At 74.4% G+C, this 24,364-nt stretch carries 21 protein-coding genes; 12 read left to right on the forward strand and 9 right to left on the reverse strand.

Annotated elements, in window-relative coordinates; translation table 11 throughout:
• Positions 1-253 precede the first annotated feature (253 nt).
• The 3 genes from ACWIYF_RS09000 to ACWIYF_RS09010 are packed head-to-tail and all read left to right on the forward strand — an operon-like array spanning position 254 to position 5,265.
• Positions 254-637, forward strand: coding sequence for a hypothetical protein (locus ACWIYF_RS09000; RefSeq protein ID WP_448627779.1), 384 nt, complete (start codon positions 254-256; stop codon positions 635-637).
• Positions 638-658: 21 nt separating this feature from the next.
• Positions 659-3,442: an AMMECR1 domain-containing protein gene (locus ACWIYF_RS09005; RefSeq protein ID WP_448627780.1), complete on the forward strand. Its 2,784-nt coding sequence runs from the start codon at positions 659-661 to the stop codon at positions 3,440-3,442.
• 14 nt (positions 3,443-3,456) lie between these two features.
• Positions 3,457-5,265: a RiPP maturation radical SAM C-methyltransferase gene (locus ACWIYF_RS09010; RefSeq protein ID WP_448628736.1), complete on the forward strand. Its 1,809-nt coding sequence runs from the start codon at positions 3,457-3,459 to the stop codon at positions 5,263-5,265.
• Positions 5,266-5,268: 3 nt separating this feature from the next.
• On the opposite strand, the gene ACWIYF_RS09015 is transcribed toward ACWIYF_RS09010, so the two are convergent.
• Together ACWIYF_RS09015 and ACWIYF_RS09020 are read right to left on the reverse strand one after the other, a co-directional pair.
• Entirely contained in the window at positions 5,269-6,165 is an 897-nt protein-coding gene (locus ACWIYF_RS09015) for an SMP-30/gluconolactonase/LRE family protein (RefSeq protein ID WP_448627781.1), read from the reverse strand.
• A gap of 11 nt (positions 6,166-6,176) precedes the next feature.
• Positions 6,177-7,391 carry an allantoate amidohydrolase gene (locus ACWIYF_RS09020; protein WP_448627782.1) on the reverse strand — a complete coding sequence of 405 codons (1,215 nt, stop codon included), beginning with the start codon at positions 7,389-7,391 and terminating at the stop codon, positions 6,177-6,179.
• A gap of 197 nt (positions 7,392-7,588) precedes the next feature.
• On the opposite strand from ACWIYF_RS09020, the gene ACWIYF_RS09025 reads away from it, so the two are divergent.
• Positions 7,589-8,044, forward strand: a complete 456-nt coding sequence (locus ACWIYF_RS09025) for a hypothetical protein (protein WP_448627783.1) — start codon at positions 7,589-7,591, stop codon at positions 8,042-8,044.
• A 15-nt stretch (positions 8,045-8,059) separates the two neighbouring features.
• Here the strand turns inward: ACWIYF_RS09025 and ACWIYF_RS09030 are convergent, their stop codons facing one another.
• Complete coding sequence (locus tag ACWIYF_RS09030) at positions 8,060-8,950, reverse strand: isocitrate lyase/PEP mutase family protein (RefSeq protein ID WP_448627784.1); 891 nt, start codon at positions 8,948-8,950, stop codon at positions 8,060-8,062.
• A gap of 105 nt (positions 8,951-9,055) precedes the next feature.
• Between ACWIYF_RS09030 and ACWIYF_RS09035 the strand changes: the two genes are divergently transcribed.
• From ACWIYF_RS09035 to ACWIYF_RS09055, 5 genes are all read left to right on the forward strand, one after another.
• The gene (locus ACWIYF_RS09035) at positions 9,056-9,733 is read left to right on the forward strand and encodes a GntR family transcriptional regulator (protein ID WP_448627785.1); all 678 of its coding nucleotides are present in this window, start codon (positions 9,056-9,058) and stop codon (positions 9,731-9,733) included.
• A complete protein-coding gene (locus ACWIYF_RS09040; RefSeq protein ID WP_448627786.1) occupies positions 9,730-11,787 on the forward strand; it encodes a hydantoinase/oxoprolinase family protein in 2,058 nt (685 codons plus the stop codon). Before ACWIYF_RS09035 ends, ACWIYF_RS09040 begins: the two co-directional genes overlap by 4 nt.
• A 2-nt stretch (positions 11,788-11,789) precedes the next feature.
• Positions 11,790-13,667 carry a hydantoinase B/oxoprolinase family protein gene (locus ACWIYF_RS09045; protein ID WP_448628737.1) on the forward strand — a complete coding sequence of 626 codons (1,878 nt, stop codon included), beginning with the start codon at positions 11,790-11,792 and terminating at the stop codon, positions 13,665-13,667.
• 88 nt (positions 13,668-13,755) lie between these two features.
• A complete protein-coding gene (locus tag ACWIYF_RS09050) occupies positions 13,756-14,361 on the forward strand; it encodes an isochorismatase family protein (protein WP_448627787.1) in 606 nt (201 codons plus the stop codon).
• Between the two features lie 37 nt (positions 14,362-14,398).
• Positions 14,399-14,857 carry an NUDIX domain-containing protein gene (locus tag ACWIYF_RS09055; RefSeq protein WP_448627788.1) on the forward strand — a complete coding sequence of 153 codons (459 nt, stop codon included), beginning with the start codon at positions 14,399-14,401 and terminating at the stop codon, positions 14,855-14,857.
• Here the strand turns inward: ACWIYF_RS09055 and ACWIYF_RS09060 are convergent.
• The 5 genes from ACWIYF_RS09060 to ACWIYF_RS09080 all read right to left on the reverse strand — a co-directional run bounded on the left by ACWIYF_RS09060 (position 14,854) and on the right by ACWIYF_RS09080 (position 21,513).
• Complete coding sequence (locus ACWIYF_RS09060; RefSeq protein WP_448627789.1) at positions 14,854-15,030, reverse strand: hypothetical protein; 177 nt, start codon at positions 15,028-15,030, stop codon at positions 14,854-14,856. The two genes, ACWIYF_RS09055 and ACWIYF_RS09060, sit on opposite strands and share 4 nt — an antisense overlap.
• Positions 15,031-15,098: 68 nt before the next feature.
• A complete protein-coding gene (locus tag ACWIYF_RS09065; RefSeq protein ID WP_448627790.1) occupies positions 15,099-16,361 on the reverse strand; it encodes a hypothetical protein in 1,263 nt (420 codons plus the stop codon).
• Positions 16,362-16,366: 5 nt separating this feature from the next.
• Positions 16,367-17,659: a hypothetical protein gene (locus ACWIYF_RS09070; protein WP_448627791.1), complete on the reverse strand. Its 1,293-nt coding sequence runs from the start codon at positions 17,657-17,659 to the stop codon at positions 16,367-16,369.
• Between the two features lie 40 nt (positions 17,660-17,699).
• Positions 17,700-18,911, reverse strand: a complete 1,212-nt coding sequence (locus ACWIYF_RS09075) for a hypothetical protein (protein WP_448627792.1) — start codon at positions 18,909-18,911, stop codon at positions 17,700-17,702.
• Positions 18,912-19,302: 391 nt separating this feature from the next.
• The gene (locus ACWIYF_RS09080; protein ID WP_448627793.1) at positions 19,303-21,513 is read right to left on the reverse strand and encodes an MMPL family transporter; all 2,211 of its coding nucleotides are present in this window, start codon (positions 21,511-21,513) and stop codon (positions 19,303-19,305) included.
• A gap of 121 nt (positions 21,514-21,634) precedes the next feature.
• Here ACWIYF_RS09080 and ACWIYF_RS09085 point away from each other — a divergent pair, with 121 nt between their 5' ends.
• From ACWIYF_RS09085 to ACWIYF_RS09095, 3 genes are all read left to right on the forward strand, one after another.
• A complete protein-coding gene (locus tag ACWIYF_RS09085) occupies positions 21,635-22,357 on the forward strand; it encodes a TetR/AcrR family transcriptional regulator (RefSeq protein WP_448627794.1) in 723 nt (240 codons plus the stop codon).
• Positions 22,358-22,454: 97 nt separating this feature from the next.
• On the forward strand, positions 22,455-23,447 hold the full coding sequence (locus ACWIYF_RS09090; RefSeq protein ID WP_448627795.1) for a ferritin-like domain-containing protein: 993 nt from the start codon (positions 22,455-22,457) through the stop codon (positions 23,445-23,447).
• A 113-nt stretch (positions 23,448-23,560) separates the two neighbouring features.
• Positions 23,561-23,968 (forward strand): hypothetical protein, encoded by a 408-nt coding sequence (locus tag ACWIYF_RS09095; RefSeq protein WP_448627796.1) that lies wholly within the window; start codon positions 23,561-23,563, stop codon positions 23,966-23,968.
• A gap of 58 nt (positions 23,969-24,026) precedes the next feature.
• Here the strand turns inward: ACWIYF_RS09095 and ACWIYF_RS09100 are convergent, their stop codons facing one another.
• Positions 24,027-24,308, reverse strand: coding sequence for a DUF427 domain-containing protein (locus ACWIYF_RS09100; protein ID WP_448627797.1), 282 nt, complete (start codon positions 24,306-24,308; stop codon positions 24,027-24,029).
• Between the last annotated feature and the right edge of the window lie 56 nt (positions 24,309-24,364).

Raw genomic sequence — 24,364 nt, forward strand, 5'->3', positions numbered from 1 at the left:
GTACGCCGATGGGGTCTTTCTGCCCGCGCGCGGGGTCGGCTCGGTCGTGACCGGGGTTACGGTCCGGCCGACCGCGCCTGACGACGCGCCGGGGGACGCCGCAGGCGCGTCGCGGCCGCTTCCGCGGGGCGGTTCCCGGCGCTACCTTGGCGCCGCTCCTTCGCTCTGGACAGGCCCGTCTCGGAACTCGCCGGAGGACGTCATGGCCGCGGATGCCTCGCTCGCGCCAACCGCAGGATCCCCCCGCCCGCCGGTGGTCGCGGACCCCGACCGCGAGGAACGCCCGGGGGTGGTGCCCGGCGGGACCGCAATTCGCCCCGCGACCGCCTCGGAGCCGGGGGAGGAGCGCCGGCCCGGCGAGCAGATCGTCGAGGTGGCGCCCGAGGACCCGGGGACGATCACCGAGGTGGGCCCCGAGGTGCAGCCCGAGATCGGGCCGGAGGTGCAGCCGGAGATCGGCCCCGAGGTGCAACCGTCGGAGCCGGAGCCGTACCGGCCCGAGCCCGCCGAGGTGCTGCCGGAGGTGATCCCCGAGGTCGCCCCGGAGGTGCAGCCGTCGGAGAGCGAGCCGTCGGGGCCGGACTATCCCTCCGAGGTCGTCACCGAGGTCGCGCCCGAGGTGGCCCCCGAGCGCTGACGCCGGACGGAGGTCCCGCGCATGGCCGCCGTGCCACTCCTCGCCCCGCCGTCCCCGGGGCCGGTGGTGGCCGGGCCGCCGGACGACGAGCGCGCCGAGCTGCTCGCGCTGCTGCGCCGCGACGGCATCCTGCACCGCACCGACGACCAGCCCGTGCTCTCGCGGGACGGCTCCTCGGCGCGGTGGATGCTCGACTCGCTGCCGGTCACCCTGACCCCGCGCGGCGCCGAGCTCGCCGCCCGCGCCCTGCTGCGCCTGCTGGAAGGGTTCGAGGGGCGCCAGCTGGCGACGTTCGGGCTGACCGGCGTCCCGCTGCTGCAGGGCTGCGTGCTGATGGGCGGCGGCCGGTACTCCGGCGTCCTGGTGCGCAAGGAGCGCAAGGCGCACGGCTCGCTGAAGCTGGTCGAGGGCCGGCTCGACCTCGACGAGCCGGTCGTCATGGTCGACGACTCGATCAGCTCCGGGCAGTCGATGCTGGCCTGCGCCGGGCGGCTGGTGGAGGCGGGCTTCGAGGTCGAGGGCGGCGTCGCGCTGGTCGGCTTCGGCTACGAGCGCGGGCCGGCCCGGATGGTCGCGGCCGGATACCGGACGGCGACGGTCTTCGACATCTGGGCCGACTTCATCCGCGGCATGGACGGCGAACCGGACTACCCGCTCAACCCGACGAAGCGGCCGGTGCCGCCCGCGACCGGTCCGCGGCTGCCCGAGGGGCGGCACCCGGCGGTGCTCGCCCGCGAGGTCATGGCCGGGTTCCTGCGCACCGGCGACGTGCCGCGGGCGCCGCGCACGCTCGACCGCGGCTACGACGGCGCCGGCGGCTGCTGGGTGAGCGTCCGGCGGCGGTCGCGGCTGCACGACCGCCCGGCGCGCAGCGGGTTCTGGCACTTCCCCGGCGAGGACGCCGGGCCGGTCCCCGAGGACCTGGTCCGCGCGGCCGTGCAGACCGCGGAGCAGTTGCGCACCCAGGACGACCCGCTGCGGCTGCTCGACGAGTGCGCCGTCGCCGTCACGTTCTTCGGCGCGCTGCAGGAGTGCACCGTCGGAGAGCTCGACAACGACCGCTACGGCATCGTCGTCCGCAGCCGGGAGCGGGCGCCGCGCATGGGCGGCGCCCTGCCGCGCATGCCCGGCATCGCCACGGAGTGGGAGCAGTACCTGCACGCGGCCCGGCGCAACGCCGGCCTGCTCCCGCACGAGCCGCACCTGCTCTACCGGCACACGGTCGAGAAGGTCGTCGAGCCGGGGCAGGCGTGGCAGCCGACCGGCGTGCCGGTCACGGGCCGCCCGTGGTCCGCCGACCCCGACCTGGCGCGGCCGGTCGCGGAGGCGGCCCGCGCGCACGTGCTGCGGGCGCTCGGCCGCGCGGCGCGCGTCCCGGCCGCGCCGGTGCTCCCGGACGCCGTCCAGGGGCTGTTCGTCACCGTCTACTCCGGCGGGCGGCTGGCCGGGTGCGTCGGCGTCCTCGCCGGGGACTGCGCGAGCCGGCTGGCCGAGTGCGCCGCGGCCGCCGTCCGGGACCGGCGCTTCCACCGGGCACAGCCGCACGAGGAGGTCGCGGTGGCGGTCTCGCTGCTGTCCGCCCGGCACGAGATCGGCACGGCCTCGCCCGAGTGGGTCGTGGGCCCGACCCGGTTCGCCGAGCAGGCCCTCGCGGTCCGCCAGGGCGAGCGCGCCGGCTTCGTGCTGCCGTCCGTCGCCGTCACCCACAACCTCTCGCCGCAGGGGTACGTGCTCGAGGTGATCGACAAGGCCGGCATCACGCGCCCGCCCTACACCTGGACGCGCTACGACTGCGCCACCTGGCTCGCCGATGCCGACGGCGTCCGGCGGATGCGCCACGCCCTGCCGGAGGCCGCGCCGGCGAGCAACCCCGCCGCGCAGCTGGACCGGCTCGAGCCGCTGCTGCGGCGCTACACGCTGCGGCACTCCACCTCGCCCGACGAGCCCTACCTCGCCCGCTACGCGGTCTTCGCCGACCGGCTGCACTCCGGCGCCCACCCCGCGCGGATCGCCTACGGCGCCTGGGTCGAGGCGCGCGCCGGAATGCGGCGGGAGGCGGAGGACGACCTGACCCGCCTCGCAGCGCCCGACTCGATCGCCGAGACGGCGTTCGCCGCGCTGGCCGCGCTCGCCCTGGGCCGGACCCCGGACGTCGCGCCGCTCGTCGACGCGATCGACCGGCACGGCCGCTTCGCCACCCACCGCGATCCGGCCCGCGCCGCCGAGGCGTTCCAGGACTACGCGCCCGGGCAGGCACTGCTCGCGCTGGCCGCGGCGGCGGGCGCCGGCGTCGACGTCCCGCTGGGCCCGGTCGAGCGGGCGCTGGGCCACTACCGGCGGCGGTTCCGGCAGAACAGCGCCTGGGGCGCGGTCGCCTGGCTGACCCAGGCGGGCGCGGCGTGGGGCCGGCTGCTGGGGGAGGAGCACACCCGGTTCGCGTTCGAGGTCGCCGACGGCGCCCTGCGCCACCAGTCGGCCAAGCACGGCGGTTTCCTGAACGACCACTCGACCGACCCGCCCGGCGCGACGACCGCGCTGTACCTGGAGGGCATCGCCGCCGTCCGCGCCGCCGCCGAGGAGACCGGCGACGTCGTCCGCGAGGAGCGCTACCGCACGGCCTGCGCCCGCGGGCTGGCGTTCCTCGACCAGCTCGTCTACCAGCCGCGCGACACCGCCGTCCTGCCCAACCCGGAGTGGGCGCTGGGCGGGGTGCGGACGTCGGCGACTGCCAGCGACGTCCGCATCGACTACGTGCACCACGCCCTCTCGGCGGTGCTCGGCCTGCAGGGGGTGTTCGCGCCGTGAAGCCGGTCGCGCTGGTGAGCATGCCGACGATGAGCACCCGCTTCCCGTCGTTCCAGCTCGCGCTGCTCACGCCCGTGCTGGAGCGGGCCGGGTACGAGGTGCGGCCGATGTCGCTGTTCCTCCGGTTCGCCGAGCGGCTGGGCCCCGAGCTGAACGAGGCGCTGGCCGACGTCTACCCGTGCATGGTCGGCGAGTGGATCTGGTCGACCGCCGCCTTCGGGCCGCGCGACGACGCCGACGAGTACGACGCCGACGAGTACATGGCGCACTACGGGTCGAACCTGGCGGCGATCTGCCAGCGGGCCGGGTGCACCGTCGCCGACCTGCGGCACGTGCGCGACGTCGTCGCCGTCGAGTGGCTCGAGGAGGTGGTCGAGAACGTCGACTGGTCGGCGTTCTCGATGGTGGGGCTCTCCGTCACCTTCCAGCAGATGGTCGCCTCGCTCGCGCTGGCCAGGGCACTGAAGCGGCGGCACCCGGAGCTGCCGGTCGTGCTCGGCGGCGCCACGTTCGAGGACGACATCGCCGGCGAGGTCATGGCCCGCAACCCGGCGGTGGATCTGGTGCACTGCGGTGACGCCGACGTCTCGCTGCCCGAGCTGGTCCGCCGGCTCACCGCCGGCGAGCCGATGACCGGCCTGCGCGGGGTGATGTGGCGCGACGAGGACGGCGCAGTCCGCTACGAGGGCCGGGCGCCGAACTTCGCCGACCTCGACTCCTCACCGGTGCCGGACTTCGACGAGTACTTCGCCACCCGCCCGCACGGCGACCGCCGCGAGGTCATGCTGCCGATCGAGACCGCCCGCGGCTGCTGGTACGGCATGAAGCACCACTGCGTGTTCTGCGGCCTCAACCGCGCCGGCATGGAGTTCCGCCGCAAGAGCCCCGAGCAGGTGCTGGACATGCTGCAGCGGCTCTCCGGCCGGTACGGCACCCGCTGGTTCAACGCGATCGACAACATCCTGGCGCCGGCCTACATGGCCCGGCTGTTCGGCCGGCTCGCCGAGGAGCACAGCGACCTGCGGCTGCACTACGAGATCCGGCCGAAGATCAACCGGACGCAGCTGCGCGAGCTGCGCCGCGGCGGGCTGGTGTCGGTGCAGCCGGGCATCGAGAGCTTCAGCACCCACGTGCTGACCCTGATGCGGAAGAACGTCACCGGGATGGGCAACCTCGAGCTGCTCAAGTGGACGACGTACTACGGCATCAACAACTCGTACAACATCCTCTACGGCTTTCCCGGCGAGACCGAGGCCGACTACCGGATGCAGGCGGAGATCATCCGGCGGATCCCGCACCTGCAGCCGCCGTACGCGATGGCGCAGGCCCGGCCCGACCGCGGCTCACCGATGCACGAGGAGCCGGGCGGGCACGCGATCTCGTTCCTGCGGCCCTCGGCGTGCTACCGCTTCATCTACCCGCCGGACTACGACCTGCGCCGCATCGCCTACTTCTTCGAGCACGGCTTCACCCGGGACCTGCCGGTCGACGGGCCGCGGGAGTGCCGGTCGCTGGTGTCGGCGTGGAAGTCGCGGTGGTCGTCGGGGCGCCGTCCGTACCTGCGGTACGTGAAGACCTGGCGGTCGGTGAGCATCCACGACGGCCGGGGCGCGGAGCCGCGGGGCCACCGGTACGACGGCGACGCGGCCGCCCTCTACGAGCTGTGTGCCGACGCGCGCACCCGGGAGGAGCTGCTCGCGGCGACCGAGTACGACGGCCCGTCCCTCGACCAGGCGCTCGCCGAGTTCACCGACCGCGACCTGGTGCTGTGCGTCGACGACCGCTACCTGGCGCTGGCGCTGCCGGAGAACCCGTACCACTGAGGGTCACGGCCGCCCGGCGTGCGGCACCTCCACCTCGGTGGTCACCAGCACCGCCTCGCGGGCGACCGACCGGGTGTGCTCGAAGAAGTCCGGCGCGGCGCAGACCAGCAGGGTGCGGCCGTCGTCGCCGCCGAGCATGCAGGCGAAGACGCCCATCCCGTCGGGACCGGCGACCTCGTCGACGATCCGCCCGCCTGGCGCGACCCGCACCACCCGGCCGTGGAAGCCGTCGGCCACCCAGACGTGCCCCTCGGCGTCGAGCGTGCAGCCGTCGGGGCCGACGACGATCTGCGGCGCCAGCTCCTCGATGCTCGAGCCGGTCGGGAGCGGGCCGAACTCCGCCCACACCCGTCGGTTGCCCAGCGAGCCGTCGGGCGCGACGTCGAACGCGCTGAACCGGTTGCCCCAGGTCTCGCCGACGATCAGCGTCCCGTCCGGGGTGATGACCGCCCCGTTCGGGAAGTGCAGGTCCTCGGCGACCACGGTGACCGTGCCGTCCGGGTCGACCCGCTTGAGCGTCGTCGGCACGATGGCGCCGCCGCCCATGAGGTCGAAGCCGAAGTCGCCGACGAAGACGTGACCGGCGTCGTCGACGACGCAGTCGTTGAGGTGGCCGCCGCAGTGCTCGGACAGGTCCGCCAGCGTCGACAGCTCGCCGTCCGCGAGGCGGAGCAGCCGCCGGTCCTTCATCGACACGATCACCATCGAGCCGTCGGGCAGCCAGCCGAGCCCGGAGGGCTGCTGCTCGACCTCGGTGACGACGGTGCTCTCGCCGTCCGGGGTGATCCGCGTGACCCGGTGCGTGTAGAAGTCCGACACCCACCAGGCACCCTCGTGCCAGCGCGGACCCTCGAAGTACGAGCCCCCGGTGAACAGCGTGCGCAGTGACCTCGTCGTCATGCCGACGGACGTTATTGCGCCAGCTCGGCGACCGCCTCGGTGAACACGGTGAGCGCCGGCTCGTAGAGCTCCGGCGCCGTGTACTCGTCCGGCGCGTGGCTGACGCCGTTGCGGCTGGGCACGAACAGCATCGCCGCCGGCACGCGCTCGGCCAGCACCATCGCGTCGTGGCCGGCGCCGCTGACCAGCTCGACCACCTCGGTGCCGGTGGCCGCGACCTGCCGGGCGAGCAGCGCCCGCAGCTCGGGGGCCAGCTCGGTGGCCGGGTGCAGGAACGTCGGTTCGACGTCGGCCGCCAGCCCCTCCGCCGACGCGGCGTCGTTCGCGTGCCGGTGCACCAGCTCGTCGGCCCCTTCCATCGCCGCCGCCGTCGCCCCGCGGATGTCGACGGTGAACCGCGCGACGCCGGGGATGACGTTGGCGCCGCCCGGCTCGACCTCGATCCGGCCGACGTTGACGGTCATGCCCTCCTCGGCGCGGACGGCGTCGCGCAGGCCCAGCAGGGCGCGGGCGGCCCCGGCCAGCGCGTCCTGCCGCGCGTCCATCGGCGTCGTCCCGGCGTGGTTGGCGGTGCCGCGCAGGGTGACCACGTAGCCGCGCATGCCGACGATCGCCGACACCACCGCCACCCGCTGCCCGGCCCGCTCCAGCCGCGGGCCCTGCTCGATGTGCAGCTCGAGGTAGTGCCCGACCCGGTCGACCACCGCGGCACCAGGGAGCGCGGCCGGGTCGCTGCCGGACTGCCGCATGGCGTCGCGCAGCACGACGCCGTCGGCGTCCACCCGGTCGAGGAACTGGGTGACGTCGTCGCCGCAGAAGGCGTGGCTGCCGAACATCGACGCGTCGTAGCGGGTGCCCTCCTCGTCGTTGAACGCCACCAGCCAGACGGGACGGCGGGGCGTGAACCCGCGCTCGCGCAGCCGGTGCAGCACCTCCAGGCCGGCCAGCACGCCGAACGCGCCGTCGTAGCGGCCGCCGTCGGGCACCGTGTCGAGGTGCGAGCCGACGACGACCGCGGGCGCGTCCGGCTCCGTGCCCGCCCACCGGCAGACGACGTTCCCCGCCGGGTCGACGTGCGCGTCCAACCCGAGCTCGGTGGCCTTGCCGACCAGCCACGCGTTCGCCTCGGCGAGCTCGGCCGACCACGCCACCCGCGTCACCCCGCCCGACGGCCGCCCGCCGATCGCACCCAGCTCGTCGACCCACGCCGCCAGCCGCTCGCTCATGCGGCGGCCCTACCCGTGCGGTGGTCGCAGGACGCTTGTGCTCTGAGTGCAGGGGCACTCAGAGCACAAGCCCCCTGGGTGCAGGGGTGCCGGCCGGTCGACGGCGTGCGCGGAACCGATGAGGGCGCCATCGCCGATCCGTCCTACTGGCGTGGCCCCACGACGGCGCTGGGGCCCCGTCCGCGCAGGAGGGCACCATGAGCACCGACACCGCCACCCTCGAGGGCACCGGCTCGGCTCCGGGAACCGACGCCCGCGCCGCGGCGCTGCGCACGCTCGACCCCCTCGTCGGCACCTGGACCGTCTCGGGCCCCGACGGCCTGACCGGCGAGGTCCGCTACGAGTGGATGGACGGCGGGAACTTCCTCGTCCAGCACGTGGAGCTGACGTCGGCCGACGGCGACACCCGCGGGGTGGAGTACATCGGCTACGACCAGGCCGACGGGGAGCTGCGCTCGCACTTCTTCGGCACCGGCGGCGAGATCCTCGAGTACACCTACCGGCTCGAGGGCGACCTGCTCAGCATCTGGTTCGGCGGGACGGACTCGCCGGCCCGTTTCGAGGGGCGATTCAGCGCCGACGGCACGACCAACGCCGGGGCGTGGCAGTGGCCCGGTGGCGGCTACGCGTCCACGATGACCCGCGCCGGCTGAGCCGCGCCGGCGGGGTCACGCGCCGGCGTAGCGCTGCTCCAGCTCCTGCACCTCGGGCAGGCCGATCAGGTCGGTGAACTCGCCGAACGTCGGCAGCCCGGACAGCGACGGGACGCCGTCGGCCTTGAGCGTCGCCAGCAGGGACCGGATCCCGGCCGTCGCGGCCAGCAGCGGGCCGATCGGGAAGATGACCAGCGAGAAACCCAGCTCGGCGATGCGCCCCAGGGAGAGCGGCGGGGTCTTGCCGCCCTCCGCCCAGTTGAAGACCAGCGGCGCGACGTCGCGCAGCTCGGCGGCGACCGTCGCGATGTCGTCCTCCGAGGTCGGCGCCTCGACGAAGAGCAGGTCGGCGCCGGCGTCGGCGAACGCCTTCGCCCGGCCGATCGCCTCGTCCAGGCCCGCGACGGCCACCGCGTCGGTGCGGGCGATGATCACCAGGTCGGGGTCGTGGCGCGCCTCGACCGCCGCGCGGATCTTGCCCACCATCTCGTCGGCGCCGATCAGCGCCTTGCCGCTCATGTGCCCGCACTTCTTGGGCATGACCTGGTCCTCGAGCTGGACGCCGGCCACCCCGGCCTGTTCGTAGAGCTGCACGGTCCGGAGCACGTTGAGCGCGTTGCCGTAGCCGGTGTCGGCGTCGGCGATCACCGGGACGTCGACGGCGGAGACGATCCGCCGCGCGTTGTCGGCCATCTCCGTGCCGGAGAGCAGCCCGACGTCGGGCCGGCCGATCAGCGAGGCCGTCGTCCCGAAGCCGGTCATGTAGACGACGTCGAAGCCGGCCTGCTCGATCAGCCGGGCCGACAGCGCGTCGTACGCGCCCGGCGCGACCAGCGGCGACGGGCCGCGGAGCAGCTCCCGCAGCCGGGCCCGGGGAGTGCGGTCCGTGCTCAGCAGATTTCCCACCGCGACCTCCGCTTGTATGCAGACACGGGCAAGTTACCGAGAGGCATTGCCTCCCGGAATCCGTCCGCCCTAGGTTTGCACACAATCTGCCGAGGGATGTGACGGGTGACACGTTCGCTGACGTCCGCCGAGCGGACGCTCGCCGCGCTCCGGGAGCTCATCCTGGACGGCGGCCTGCGTCCCGGCGCGCGGCTCGGCGAGGTGGAGCTCGCCGACCGGCTCGGGGTCAGCCGCACGCCGGTCCGCGAGGCGCTGTCCCGGCTCGCCGCCGAGGGACTGGTCGAGATCGCGCCCAACCGCGGCGCCCGCGTGGCCACCTGGACCGTCGCCGAGCTCGAGGGCGTCTTCGACCTGCGCGCCTCCCTCGAGCCGCAGCTCACCGGCTTCGCCGTCGCGCGCGCGACCCAGCGGGACGTCGACGACCTCGAGGAGCTCGCCCAGCGGATGTTCGTCGTCGGCAGCCCCGGGCCGGGCCAGGACCTCGACGCCCTCGTCCCGCTCAACCGCGCCTTCCACGACCGGCTGGTCGCGCTGGCCGACCACCCGGCGCTCGCCGCCGCGCTGGCCGCGGCGATCCACCCGCCGATCGTGCTGCGCAACTTCCACACCTACGACGAGGCGTCGCTGCGCCGCAGCCTCGCCCACCACGCGGAGATCGTGGCGGCCGTCCGCGCCGGCGACGCCGACTGGGCCCGGGCCGTCATGACCGCGCACATCTCCAACGCCCGCGCCGTGATGGTGCGCGCCGCACGGGAGCAAGCCCGAGAAGAGGAGGCCTCATGAGTTACCGGCTCGGTGTCGACGTCGGCGGCACCTTCACCGACGTGCTGCTCGTCGAGGAGGGCAGCGGCGCCACCTGGCGGGCGAAGACCGCCTCGACGCCGGCCGACCAGGCCGTCGGCGTGCTCACCGGCATCGGCAAGGTGTGCGCCGAGGCCGGCATCGAGCTCGCCGAGGTCGCCCAGGTGCTGCACGGCACCACGGTGGCGACCAACGCGATTCTCGAGGGCAAGGGCGCCACGGTCGGGCTGGTCACCACCAAGGGCTTCCGCCAGGTGCTGCAGATCGCCCGCTCCTTCGTCCCCGGCGGGCTGGCCGGCTGGATCATCTGGCCCAAGCCCGAGCCGCTGGCCGACCTGCAGAACACCGTCGAGGTCGACGAGCGGATCGCCAGCGACGGCAACGTCGTCCGCCCGCTCGACGAGGACGACGTCCGCCGGCAGCTGGCGAAGCTGCAGGGCCGCGGCGTGCAGGCCCTCGCCGTCAGCCTGATCAACTCCTTCGCCGACCCCGCCCATGAGCGGCGGATCGCCGAGCTGGCCGCCGAGCTCCTGCCCGGCGTCCCGGTCTCGCTGTCCTCCGACGTGCTGCCCGAGCTGCGCGAGTACGAGCGCACGCTCACCACCGTCGCCAACGGCTACGTGCAGCCGCAGGTCAAGAAGTACGTGCAGAACCTCTCCGACCGGCTGGGCGAGGGCGGCGTGGCCGGGGAGCTGGCCATCCTGCGGTCCGACGGCGGCCTGCAGTCCGCGGACGCCGCGATCGCCGCGCCGGTGACGATGCTGCTCTCCGGCCCGGCCGGCGGGGTCACCGGTGCGGTCTGGGTGGCCGAGCAGTGCGGCTACCGCGACCTGATCACCTTCGACATGGGCGGCACCTCCACCGACGTCGCCCTCGTGCAGGGGCTGACCCCGCGGATCGGCCGGGAGACCAAGGTCGGCGACCTCACCGTGCGCGCGTCCAGCGTCGACGTCCGCACGGTCGGCGCCGGCGGCGGGTCGATCGCGCACGTGCCCGAGCTGACCAGGGCGCTGCGGGTCGGGCCGCAGTCGGCGGGCGCCGACCCCGGCCCGGCCGCCTACGGCAAGGGCGGCGTGGACCCGACGGTGACCGACGCCAACGTCGTCCTCGGGTACCTGCCCTCGTCGCTGGCCGGCGGCGAGATCACCCTGGACGTCGACGCCGCCCGCGCCTCGGTCGGCAAGATCGCCGAGGCGATGGGGCTGGAGTCGGCCGAGGCCGCGGCCGCGGGGATCGTCGACATCGTGAACGAGAACATGCTCGGCGGCCTGCGGCTGGTCACCGTGCAGCGCGGCTTCGACCCGCGGGACTTCGCGCTGGTCGCCTTCGGCGGCGCCGGCCCGCTGCACGCCAACGCCCTGGGCAAGCTGACCGGCGCCTGGCCGGTGATCATCCCGCCCGGGCCGGGGCTGCTGTGCGCCCTCGGCGACGCCACCACCAGCCTGCGCGACGAGTCGGCGCGCACCGTGCTGCGCCGGTTCGCCGAGCTCTCCGGCCCCGACTTCGCCGGGGTGCTCCGGGAGCTGGCCGCCGACGCCGGGCAGCGGCTGACGGCGCAGGGCCTCGACCCGGCCGAGCAGACGGTCAGCTACCAGGTCGACGTCCGCTACCACGGGCAGGGCTTCGAGATCCCGATCGACGTCGACCCGGCCTGGCTGGACGACGACGACCCGCTGGCCCGCCTCGCGAGCACGTTCGACGCCGAGCACAGCCGGCTGTTCAGCTTCCTGCTCGAGGTCGACCACGAGATGGTCAACGCCCGCGCCACGGTCACCGGACCGAAACCCGACGTCGCGCCGGTGCACCTCGAGCAGGGGGACGGCGACCTCTCCGGCGCGCTGGTCGACACCCACCCCGTCTTCGTCTCCGGCGGTCAGGTGGCCGCGAACGTCTACGACCGGGCGAAGCTGCGGGCCGGCGACGTGATCCGCGGCCCGGCGATCGTCACCGAGATGGACTCGACCACCCTCGTCCTGCCCGAGCACGCGGCCACCGTGCACGCCTCGGGCTCGCTGCTGATCACCCCGGAGGCGTGACCATGGCCCGGATCATCGAGACCGCCACGGGCGCGGTCGACAGGGTCGACGTCGACCCGGTGACCCTCGACCTCATCGAGAACGGGCTGCGCAACGCCCGCTACGAGATGGACGAGGTGCTGTTCCGGACCGCACTGTCGCCCGGCATCCGCGAGCAGCACGACGAGTTCCCGCTGATCGGCGACCCCAGCGGCAAGATGGTCGTCGGCCAGTTCGGCCTGTCCATCCCCGACTTCCTCGACGGCTTCGACGACTCCATCGAGGAGGGCGACGTCCTGCTGACGTCGGACCCCTACTCCTGCGGGGCGGCGATCAGCCACGCCAACGACTGGCTGCTGGTGCTGCCGATCTTCCACGAGGGCCGGGTGGTCGGCTGGGCGTCGATGTTCGGGCACATGAGCGACGTCGGCGGCAAGACGCCGTCGTCCATGCCGACCGACGCGCAGACGATCTACGAGGAGGGCGTGGTCATCCCGCCGTTCAAGCTCTACCGCAAGGGCGAGCTCAATGGCGACGCGCTGCGGATCATCCTCAACCAGGTCCGCAAGCCCGACTGGAACCGCGCCGACCTCAACGGGCTGGTCGCCGCCTGCCGCACCGCCTCGCGGCGGGTGGTCGAGATGTGCGAGCGGTTCGGCACCGCCACCTACCTGTCGGCGCTGGACGCGCTGCTGCAGCGCAACTACGACGCCATGAAGGTCCTGCTGCAGATGGTGTTCGAGGAGGGCCGCACCCTCTCGTTCACCGACTACATCTGCGACGACGGCGTCGGCAACGGCCCGTACGAGCTGAAGCTGTCGCTGACGCGGACCGGCGACCAGGTGCACCTGGACTTCACCGGCTCCTCGCCGCAGGCGGTCGGGCCGGTGAACTACTACCTGAACGAGAACCTGGCCCGGATGTTCTTCGGCATCTACATGATCACCGTGGCCGATCCGCAGATCCTCTGGAACGACGGCTTCTACCCGCTGGTCGACGTCACGATCCCCGACGGGTCGTACTGGAAGCCGAAGTTCCCGGCCGCGCTCAACGGCCGCAACCACGGCATCGGCCGGGTGTTCGACCTGTTCGGCGGGCTGCTCGGGCAGACCAACCCGGCGCTGCTCAACGCGGCCGGCTTCTCCTCCTCGCCGCACTTCATGTACTCGGGCTTCTACTCGTCCGGCGAGCGGAAGGGGGAGTGGTTCCAGCTGTACTCGATCGGGTTCGGCGGCATCCCCGGCCGGCCGCTCGGCGACGGCCCGGACGGCCACTCGCTGTGGCCGAGCTTCGTCAACATCCCGTGCGAGTACCTCGAGTCGTACTACCCGCTGCGGATCGAGACGTGGGAGACCGTCGCCGACACCGGCGGGCCGGGCCTGCACCGCGGCGGCAACGGCGTCGACGTGGCCTATGTCTTCGAGGAGCCCGGCGAGATCGCGATCCACGACGACCGGTGGCTGACCTACCCCTGGGGCGTCAACGGCGGGCACCCCGGCGCCCGCGGCACCAAGTGGATCGTCCGCGCCGACGGCACCCGCGAGGTGCTGCCGAGCAAGATCCACGGCGTGCGGGTGTTCCCGGACGACGTCCTGCACTTCGTCACCTGGGGCGGCGGCGGGTGGGGCGACCCGCTGGAACGGGACCCCTCCCTGGTCGCCCTGGAGGTGCGGCGCGGGCTGGTCACGGCCGACGGCGCGCGGCGCTACGGCGTCGTCGTCACCGACGACGGCACGGTGGACGACGAGGCGACCCGGGCGCTGCGGGAGCGGCTGCGCGCCGACCGGCCCGCCGATCTGCCGGTGTTCGACATGGGCCCGCCGATCGAGGAGCTGCTGGCCCGCTGCGAGGAGGAGACCGGGCTGCCGGCGCCGAAGCGCCCGGTGTGGAGCGCGGCGTGACCGGTCACCCCGGCGAGATCGGCGATCTCGCCCGCTTCACGCCCTCGAAGGGGGCGACATCGCCGATGTCGTCGGGTAGGAACGCGGCGTGACCGGTCCGCACGGGGCGCCGTTCACCGGCCGGGTCGGCTGGGGGACGCGGCCGGCGGTGCTCGTCATCGACCTCGTGCGTGCCTACACCGAGCCGGGCGGGCCGTTCGAGCTGCCCGAACCCGGCCCGGCGGTGGCGGCCGCGGACGCCCTGGTGACGGCGGCCCGGGCCGGTGGGCACCCCGTCCTCTGGACGGCGGTGCGCTACGCGACCGGGCTGGCCGACGGCGGGCTGTTCGTGCGGAAGGTGCCGGCGCTGGCCTGCTTCGCCGAGGGCGCGCCCGGCGGCTGGGGCGAGCTGACGCTCAAGCCCGAGCCGGAGGAGCCGGTGGTGGTGAAGCAGTACGCATCGGCGTTCTTCGGCACGCCGCTGGCCGCGACGCTGCACACGCTGGGCGTTGACACGCTGGTGCTCGCCGGCGTCTCGACGTCCGGGTGCGTGCGGGCGTCGGCGATGGACGCGCTCAACTCCGGCTTCCGCCCGCAGGTGGTGCGCGAGGCCTGCGCCGACCGCTCCGACGCGCTGCACGAGAACAACCTCGCCGACCTCGACGCCAAGTACGCCGACGTCGTCGGCCTCGAGGAGGCGCTGGCCCACCTGTAGGGCCAAAGTGGCCACTTTGGCCCTACAGGGAGGTCGGGTGCCGAGGACGAGCGCGGGGGTGCTGCTGTACCGGCGCGCGGCGGACGGCGTCGAGGTGCTCATCGGTCACATGGGCGGGCCGTTCTGGGCGAAGAAGGACGCCGGCGGCTGGTCGATCCCCAAGGGCGAGTACGAGGACGGCGAGGACCCGTTCGTCGTCGCCCAGCGGGAGTTCGAGGAGGAACTCGGCTCGCCGGTGCCCGCGACGGAGTTCACGCCGCTCGGCGAGGTGAAGGCCGGCGGCAAGGTGCTCACGGTCTGGGCGGCCGAGGGCGACCTGGACGCCGACGCCTCGCACAGCAACACGTTCCTGCTCGAGTGGCCGCCGCGGTCGGGGCGCATGCAGGAGTTCCCGGAGATCGACCGCGCCGCCTGGGTCGGCGTCGACGAGGCACGGGAGAAGTTGGTCAAGGGACAGCTGCCGTTCCTCGACCGGCTCCTCGCCGCGCTCGATTAGGTGGCGATCGGCGGCAGGTGCAGGTTCACGCCGAAGAGCACCAGCGGCCAGAGGATGACCGCGATGATCAGCGACAGGATCTCCGACAGGCCGGCCACGCTGTTGTAGCCGTTGGTCAGCGCGACGACGACGCCGATGGCCAGGTACACGAGGCCGAACAGCGAGATGCGCACGGGTCCTCCTCGGGGCTCGGGCCTGCGAGTGTGCGCCGCCGTCCTGTGCCGCGCCTGTCAGTCCCGCGTCAGGGAGCCGCGAGCCAGAGCATCTGCACCCAGGTGCTCCGCACGTTGCACTGCCCGATCAGCACGGCCCCCTGCGGGCCCGGCACGATCGACCGGACGTCGGGGCCGGAGCCACAGCCCACGTCCAGCGGCCCGCGCACCTCCCCGGTCCGCAGGTCCACCGCCCGCGCCCCCTCCGCGGCCGGCAGCAGCGCCCACACCTGCGCCGCCTCCACCGACAGCGTGTAGTCGAAGACGCGGTCCTCGAGCTGCACGAGCACCGGCCCGGCGCCGCCGCCGTCGGGCACCGCGAGGATCCACGCCCCGTCGGGCACCGCGACGACCAGGAACACGGTGCCGTCCGGGGCGACCGTGACCGCCTGGGTCTCGGCCCGCTCGGCCAGGCTGGTCACCCGCACCGGGGCTCCGGCCGGCACCAGCCCGGCGTCGTAGGCCAGCAGCGTCGGGATCCGCCGCTCGGGCACGTCGGTGGGTGAGGCGTCGAAGACCAGCGTCACGCCGCCGCCCGGCCGGGCGACCAGGCCGGCGAGCTGCCGCGCGAGGGGGAACGCCGAGGCCGCCGCGACGTCCTCGGCGAGGTCCCGCTCGGCGAGCACCCGGCCCGTCGCGGCGTCGACCGCGGCGAGCGCCTCCCGGATCCCCGCGCCGGTCTCGACGGTGCTCACCAGGTACAGCGTCCGGCCGTCGGGGGACAGCGCCGACCGGGCGTCCGCGGAGACCGTGCCGCGCTCGGCGGGCACGACCGGCACGGTACGGACGTCGCCGTTCCCCGGGGCGACCACCTCGAAGCCCAGGGCGGACGACGGCAGCCGCCCGGCCACCGCCACCGTCCCGTCCGGCAGCAGGTGGGTGCCCACCACGTTGTCGACCCGCGGGATCGGCACGGAGGCGGTCACCGCGAAGCCGCCGCCGGCCGGGCTCACCGTCGCCAGCCGCTGCGGCCGGCCGTCCCCCTCCTTGTCCAGGACGACGTAGGCGCCGCCGTCCGCCGCGGCCACCGTCGAGCGGGCCCGCCAGAACGGGCCGGGCGTCGCCGGGCTCAGGTCCACTGCGGCGCGCAGCCTGGTCAGCGGGCCCGCGCTCGGCGGTGCGTCCGCCGGCGGGCCGGCGTACGCGGGCAGCCCGGTCGAGGCGTCGGTCGGCCGGCCGGGCAGCGCCTCCTGGGACGACGGCGGCGACGGGGTCGGCTCGGGCGTGCGGGTCCGCTCGGCGGTGCAGCCCGACGCCAGCAGGCAGCCGGCCAGCGCGGCCGCGACCAGCACCCGCCTCACGGTCCGGCCAGCCAGAGCATCGCCGTCCGCTGGGCCGGCGGGCCGCACTCACCGGCGAGCACCGCCCCGGTCGCTCCGGCCCTGAGGTCGCGGACGTGTAGCCCGCCGTCGCAGCCGAGGTCGAGCGGGCCGGCCTCATCCCCGGTGCGCAGGTTCACCGCGCGGGCGCCGGCCAGCGCGGGCAGCAGCGCCCACTGCTGCGCCGGCTCCACCGCCAGCGCGAAGTCGTGCGCGGGATCGGGCAGCACCGCGAGCACCGGCCCCGCGCCGCCGCCGTCGGGTACCGCGAGCACCCACACGTCCTCGCGCACCTCCACCACGACGAACACGGTGCCGTCGGCGCCGGCGGTCACCGCCTGGGTCTCCGCGCCCTCGGCCAGGTCGGTCAGCCGCACCGGCTCGCCCTCGGTGGTGAGGTCGGCGTCGAAGGCGAGCAGCGTCGGGATCCGCTCCAGCCGCGCGGCGACCGGCGAGGCGTCCAGCACCAGCGTGACTCCGCCGCCGGTCCGGGCGACCAGCCCGGCGGCCTCGAACCCGGCCGGGACCACCGACACGGCGGCGATCTCGTCGGTGAGCACCTGCCGGGCGACGACCCGCCCCGAGCCGACGTCGATGCCGACCAGCTGCTCCGGGAAGGCCGGCCGCTCCCCGATCGAGGTGGCGAACAGGTACAGCGTGCGCGCGTCGGCCGAGAGCGCCGACCGGCCGAAGGCGCGGACGTCCTCCGGGTCGAACGGGACGGCGACCGTCGTCCGTGCCGCTCTCGTGCCGGGGTCGACGACCGCGACCCCGTACCCGCCGGGCGAGCCGTCGTCCGACGGCAGCTCCCCGAGCACCGCCGCCCGGCCGTCGGGGAGCACCTGCAGCCCGGTGACGGACGCGAACGGCGGCAGGGCCACGGCCGAGGCGACCGCGAAGGAGTCCCCGGCCGGCGCAACCGTGGCCAGCCGCGGCGGGCTGGAGTCGACGGGGGAGAGCAGCACGAGCACCCGCCCGTCCGGGGTCGGGGCCGCGGCCACGGGCACGGAGAAGACGGTCGGCGTGGCCGGGGTCAGGTCGACCGCGGCGCGCAGCGTGGTCAGCGGCCCGGTGCTGGCCGGCGCCCCGGCCGGCGGGCCGCCGTAGCCGGGCAGGTCGGTGGTCGCCTCGGTGCCGAGCGCGGACCGCGGCGCCGGCACGGAGTCGTCGGCCGGCTCGGGCTCGGCCCGGTCGCGGGACGCAGGGCAGCCGGCCAGCGTCGCCAGGAGTGCCCCGGCCAGCGCGACCCCGGCCAGCCGGTGCCCTTTCATACCGTCAGGTGTAGCACCGCGGGGGCGGCCCGCGCCGGGTTCAGGCCCCGACCAGCCAGAGCATCGGGGTGCCCGGCGCGCGGACGTCGCACCGCCCGAGCAGCAGCGCGCGGGACGGACCCGCGCCGGGGAGGACGTCGAGCACCGGCTCGGCCGAGGGGCAGCCGACGTCGAGCCGGCCGACGGCGCCGGTGGCCAGGTCGACGGTCCGGGCGCCGCCGCGGGCCGGGAGGAGCGCCCAGCCTGCGGGGTCCACAACCACGGCGTCGTCGTAGCCGTGCCCGCCGATGTCGAGCACGTCGGTGACGACGCCGCCCCGGACGGCGGCGAGCAGGTCACCGTTCGGGGGCTGCACGGTCAGGTAGACGGTGCCGTCGGGGCCGAGGGCCGCGGCCTGCAGATCGGCCCGGGCGTTCCCGATCGGGAGCCGCACCGGGTCGCCCGCCGGTTCCAGGGCGGCGTCGTAGCTGAGCAGCCCCGGGTCCGGCCCGGCGAACGTGTCGGCCTCCCACGTGTCGAAGGCCAGGGTGACGCCGCCGTCGGGGCGCGCCAGGAGCCCGCCGGAGTAGGTGCCGACCGGGTAGCCGGAGACCTCGCGCACCTCCTCGAGCAGGTCCCGCCCGCCGAGGAAGGCGCCGGTGCGCGGATCGACCGCGACGAGCAGGTCGAGGTTGCGGTCGTCGACCGCGGTCGCCACGAACAGGTAGAGCGCCGCGCCGTCGGCGGACAGCGCCGAGCGGCCGAAGGTGAAGGCGGTGCCCTCCTCGTAGGGGACGACGACGGCGGTGCGGGCCGCGCCGGTGGCCGGGTCGACGGCGGCGAACCCGTAGTCCCGGCCCGGCCGCGGGAACTGCCCGGCGACGAGCACCTCCCCGGTGGGCAGCAGGTGGACGCCGAACACCTGCGCGAGCCGGGGCACGGGCACCGCGCGGACCAGGGCCCCGCCGCCCTCGACGGTGGCCAGCACCGGGTCGGTGCCGTCGGCCGGCTGCAGGACGACGTGCGCGCCGCCGTCGGGGGCGGCGACCGCGGAGACGACCTCGGCGGGCCGGCCGGGCAGCGCGGGGGAGAGGTCGACGGCGGCGCGGAGAACGAGCTGCGGACCGCCGTCCGCCGAGCGTGGCCGGGTGGTGGGCGGGGGCGCCGCGGTCGCCGGGGCGGGCTCTGCCGCGGGGGGATCGGGCGCGGTGCAGGCGGGCAGCGCGAGCAGGGCGACGGTGGCCGCCCGCGCCAGGCGCCGGTGCCCGGTCATGGCCGAAGGGTGGCACCGGCGGCAGCGCCTCGGCTGCGGGAAGCACGCGGGCGGAGGTCTCGCTCCGGTAACGGATCGCCCCATCCCCGCCGAGGAGCAGTGACGCGCGTCACCCGGACTGGCAGGGTCCCCGCACCCCGCTCCGGGGGATCGGACCCGAGGAGGCCCGGAAATGTCGTGCGCGCACTGCACCAACCAGGAAGCCCCTGTCGTCGCCGTCCGCAGTCGCTTCTGCGTCAGCTGCGGCCGCCGGCTCCCGCCGTCCCCCCTGCCGTCCCGCCGGGTCCGGCTGCCGCTGCAGCGGACGCTGCACGAGGAGCCCGCCCCCACCGCATGACGCGGAGTGGCTCGGGAGCGGAAACCGCTCGCGAGCCACTCCATCAACCGGCGGTCAGGGGACGAGCGCCGGTTCCCGCTGCGGGGGCGGCGCCGGGACCTCCTCCGACTCGCGGATGCCGTAGCGGGCGTAGAGCCGGCGCAGCGGGCCGGGGGCATACCAGTTCGCGTTGCCCAGCAGCCGCATCGTCGCGGGCACCAGCAGCGTCCGGACGATCGTCGCGTCGACCACGATCGCGATCAGCATCGCGACGCCGATCATCTTGATGAAGGTGATCCCCGAGAGGGAGAACGCCGCGATCACGATGATCAGCAGCAAGGCGGCGCTGGTGATGATGCCGCCGGTGCGCTGCAGCCCCGTGGCGACCGCCCGCGTGTTGTCGCCGGTCAGGTCGTACTGCTCGCGGATGCGCGACATCAGGAACACCTCGTAGTCCATCGAGAGCCCGAAGACGATCGCCAGCACGAGGATCGGCTGGGTCGCCTCGATGAACCCGGTCGGCTCGAAGTCGAGGAACCCGGACAGGTGTCCCTCCTGGAAGATCCAGACCAGCGCGCCGAAGGAGGCGCCGATCGACAGCACGTTCATCACCAGCGCCTTCAGCGGCAGCACCACCGAGCCGAAAGCCAGGAACAGCAGCACGAAGGTCGTCGCGACGACCATGAGCGCCATCCACGGCAGCAGCGAGCCGAGGCTGTCGAGCAGGTCGGTCAGCACCGCGCTCTGCCCGCCGACCAGCGCCCGGCCGCCGTCCGGCGCCGGCACCTGCCGGATCTCGCCGACCAGTTCCCGCGCGTCGGCGTCCACCGGGTCGCCGGCGTAGGCGACGGCCACCTTGGCCACGTGCTCGCCCGCTGCGGTCACCTGTGCACCATCCACCCCGGGGACGGCGGCGACGTCGTCGACGTAGGACTGCAGCGCCGCCTGGCCCGCCGCCGAGTCGACCGTCTCGGGCAGGGTGACGACGACCTCGATCGGCCCGTTCGCCGACGGCGGGAAGTCGCGCTCGATCGCCTCGGTGACGACGCGGCTCTCCGTCCCGGCCGGCAGCACGCGGACGTCGATGCCGCCGAACTGCACCTTGAGGAACGGCAGCGCCAGGCCGACCAGCACCGCGACGACGACGACGGTGTAGACGATCGGCCGGCGCATCACGCTGCGGGCTATGCGGTACCAGGCGCCGTGCTCGGAAGGGGCCGAAGTGGCCACTTTGGCCCTGAACAGGCGGCGGAAGAGGGGGCGCACCGACAGGGCGTCGACGCGCGGCCCCAGCATCCCGAGCAGCGCCGGCAGCAGGGTCAGCGCCGCCAGCATCGCGATGAGCACCGCGCTCATCCCGCCGAAGCCCATCGAGCGCAGGAACACCTGCGGGAAGATCAGCAGCCCGGCCAGCGCGATCGCGACGGTCAAGGCGGACACCGCCACGGTGCGGCCGGCGGTGGCCATCGTGCGCGCCAGCGCGTCCTCGACGCTCCCCTGGCGGCGGATCTCCTCGCGGAACCGGCTGACCACGAACAGCCCGTAGTCGATCGCCAGCCCCAGGCCCATGATCGTGACCACGTTGACCGCGAACACCGACACGTCGGTGACGCTCGTGAAGGCGCGCAGCGCGGCGAACGAGCCGAGGATCGCCGTCCCGCCGATCGCCAGGGGCAGGCTGGCGGCGGCCAGGCTGCCGAAGATGACCACCAGCAGCACCAGCAGGACCGGCATCGAGATCGACTCGGCGCGCGCGATGTCGGCGCTGACCCGGTCGTTGATGTCCTCGTTGATCACCGCGTTGCCGCCGACCTGCGTGGTGAGCCCGGGAGCCTGGACCTGGTCGCGGAGCTCCGCGGCGTCGCCGTCCGGCCCGAGGGTGAGGACGGCGTAGGTGGCGTGCCGGTCCTCGCTCACCAGCGGCGCGGCGCCGGTGGTCCAGAACGTCGTCGCGCGGGCGACCTCGTCGGCCGGGAGGGCGTCCAGGGTCCGCGTGACGGCGTCGGCGAAGGCGGGATCGTCGACGGTCAGGTCGTCGCTGGAGTAGAGGACGACGACGTCGGCGGCGTCGCGGCCGAGCTCGGCGGCGGCCACCTCGGCGGCCGCCGAGCTCTCGCTGTCGGGGTCCTCGAACCCGGCGCCGGTGAGCTTGCCGAAGACGCCGGTGCCCCACACGGCCGCCGCCGCGACGAGGACCAGGCCCAGCACGACCACCCAGCGGCGGCGCCGGTACATCACTCGCCCGAGGGCCTCGAACATGGCGTCTCCCGTGTTAGTGTCGGTCACCGAAGTGAACGGTGTTAGCGAACGGCGCTAACTCTGCATACGGTGTTCACCGAAGTCAAGCGAGGAAGCGCGGGTCATGACAGATGGCATGCCGGCTCAAGGCATCAGTCGCCGCGACCGCGTGCGTGCCGACACGGTCCGCGAGATCAAGGACACCGCCCGCCGCGTGTTGGTCGAGCAGGGCGGCGAGGGCTTCGCACTGCGGGCCATCGCCCGCGAGATGGGCATGACCGCGCCCGCGCTGTACCGCTACTTCGACAGCCGGGAGAACCTCGTCGAGCACGTCGTCGCCGATCTCTACGACGAGCTGTGCGCGCACCTCGAGGAGGCGCGGGACGCCGCCGACCCACCCGTGGCGGCGGTCCAGCTGCTCGCCTGCAGCCGCGCCTTCCGCCGGTGGGCGCTCGCCCACCACCAGGAGTTCGGGCTGCTGTTCGGCAGCGCCGGCGACGGCGTCGTCCCGTCCGGCGACCGGCTGCACGCCGACGCGACGAGCCCCGCGCACGCCGCCGCCGAGCGCTTCGGCGCCATCTTCGCCGCGCTGATCGCGCAGGTGTACGCCGAGCGGCCGTTCCCGGTGCCGGCCGACGAGGACATCGATCCGGCGCTGGCCGGCCAGCTGCGCGAGTGGTGCGCGCACCTGCCGATCGCGCAGCTGCCGCTGGGGGTGGTGCGGGTCTTCCTGAGCTGCTGGGTCCGGCTCTACGGGCTGGTCGCGATGGAGCTCTTCGGCCACCTGAAGTTCGCCCTGAGCGACGCCGAGCCGATGTTCGAGGCGGAGCTGCGCAGCCTCGCCGAGGTGCTCGGCATCGCCGACCAGTACGCCGTCGTCCGGCGGGCGTGACGCAGTTCACTGCTAGCAATTCGCTTGCTCTAGTTAGCACCAAGGAATCCGGGGCATGCTGCAGACGTCAGGTCGAGACGATGTCTGGAGAGTCCCAGTGACCGAGAACCCCGCCCTCAAGAACGACCGGGCCAAGATCATCAACCAGCTCCGCGCCCTCGTGCTGCTGACGCAGACCGAGGAGCAGATCGCGCGGACGCGCATCGCCCAGGCGCGGACCGACGCCGTTCGGCGTGAGCTGACCCAGAACGCCGACCACGCGGCGGAGCGGACCCAGGCGATCACCGAGCAGCTGCGCGCCCTCGGCGGCGTGCCCGACGTCGTGACCCCCGCGCTGGGCCGGCTGTCGGCCGGGCTGAAGGCCACCTTCGAGCAGGCCGAGCCGCTGGAGGAGGCGCTGCTGCAGGACCTGCAGCTCGAGCACCAGCTGCTCGACCGCGCCACCTACCTCAAGGTGCTCGCCGAGAAGGCGGAGCTGCCGCAGGTCCGCCAGCTCGCCGAGCGGCTGGTCACCGCGCACGAGGCCACCGTGGAGTGGCTGACCGTGGTGCTGGCCGAGGAGGCGCTCGGTGGTCCGGCCGCGCTGCAGCCGACGCCGCTGCAGAGGGTCGCCGGCACCGTGGCCCACGCCGCCGTCACGCCGTACCGCTTCTGGGCCAACCGGGTGAACGAGACCGTGGACAGCGTCGCGCAGCGGCGTGAGCAGGCCGGCGATCGCCTCGGTGACGTGGCCGGCAAGGCCGGCCAGCTGACCTCCGCTGTCCGGGAGACCCTCGCCGCCGGTCGCGCCGCCTCGCTGCGCCGCGCCGAGCGGATCGCCCGCCGGGAGGGGCGCCGCGACGAGGCCGACGCCGCCAAGGCCGCCCGCGAGCAGCTGGGCGACGTCTCCGCCGACGAGCTGCCGATCAAGGGCTACGACTCGCTGTCGCAGCCGGACGCGATCAAGGCGGTCAAGCAGCTCAGGACGCCGCACGACATCAACGTGATCATCCGGTACGAGGAGACGCACAAGAACCGGTCGAGCGTGGCCAGCGCCGCGCAGACCCAGCTGGCCGCCCTCGCCAAGGAGGCCGTGGGCGTCGACAGCTGACCCCGCACTGATCGCGAGGCCCGCGCCCCTGTCCGGGGGCGCGGGCCTCGCCGACTTTCCGGTCTCGAGCGTGGGAGATGCGGCGCGCCGCCGGCCTGCGGGAGGGTGGGTCCATGCACATCACGCCCGAGGCGCTCGAGCGGGAGTTCTCCCTGCCCACCGCCGCCACCCGCTTGGACTTCCTGGCCCGCCGCGACTCCGGCGGGACGACCCTCAACACGGTCGCGGAGGTCGCCGAGGACGACTGGAGCGCCCTCGTCGCGACGGCGACCTCGCTGGACGTGGAGGAGTCCCTCGAGCTGCTGGCGCTGGGCGAGGTGGTCAGCCGCAAGGCGTACGACAGCCGGCTCACCGGCATGCGGGCGGCGCTGCGCGGCGGCGCCGGATGGGACCAGATCGCCCGGGCCCTGGGCATGACCCCGCGCGAGGCGTGGGACGTCTACCACGAGCTGCTCGCCGCCGAGGACCCCGAGGACGCCGCCTCCGCCCGCGAGCTCGCCGGCGCCCGCCCTACGCGCTGAGCCCCAGTGCGTGGTTTTTCGGGCTTAACCCCGGTGGTTCAGCCCGAAAAACCACCGACTACTGGACCTGGACGCCCCGCCAGAACGCGACCCGGCCGGTGATCTCCTTCGCCGCGTCCTTGGGCTCGGGGTAGTACCAGACCGCGTCCTTGTTCACCTGGCCGTCGAGCTCGAGGCTGTAGTACGAGGCGGTGCCCTTCCACGGGCAGACGGTGTGCGTCTCGGACGGGCGGAGGACGTCGTCGCGCACCGCCTCGCGCGGGAAGTAGGCGTTGCCCTCGACGGTGACGATGTCGTCGGACTCCGCGATCACGGTGCCGTTCCAGGTCGCTGTGGCCATGCCGGCGACAAGTGTCGGTCGGGCGTCGTTTGTTCCCGTCGGTGCTGGACGAACTC

The organism is Geodermatophilus sp. URMC 64, from assembly GCF_053502555.1.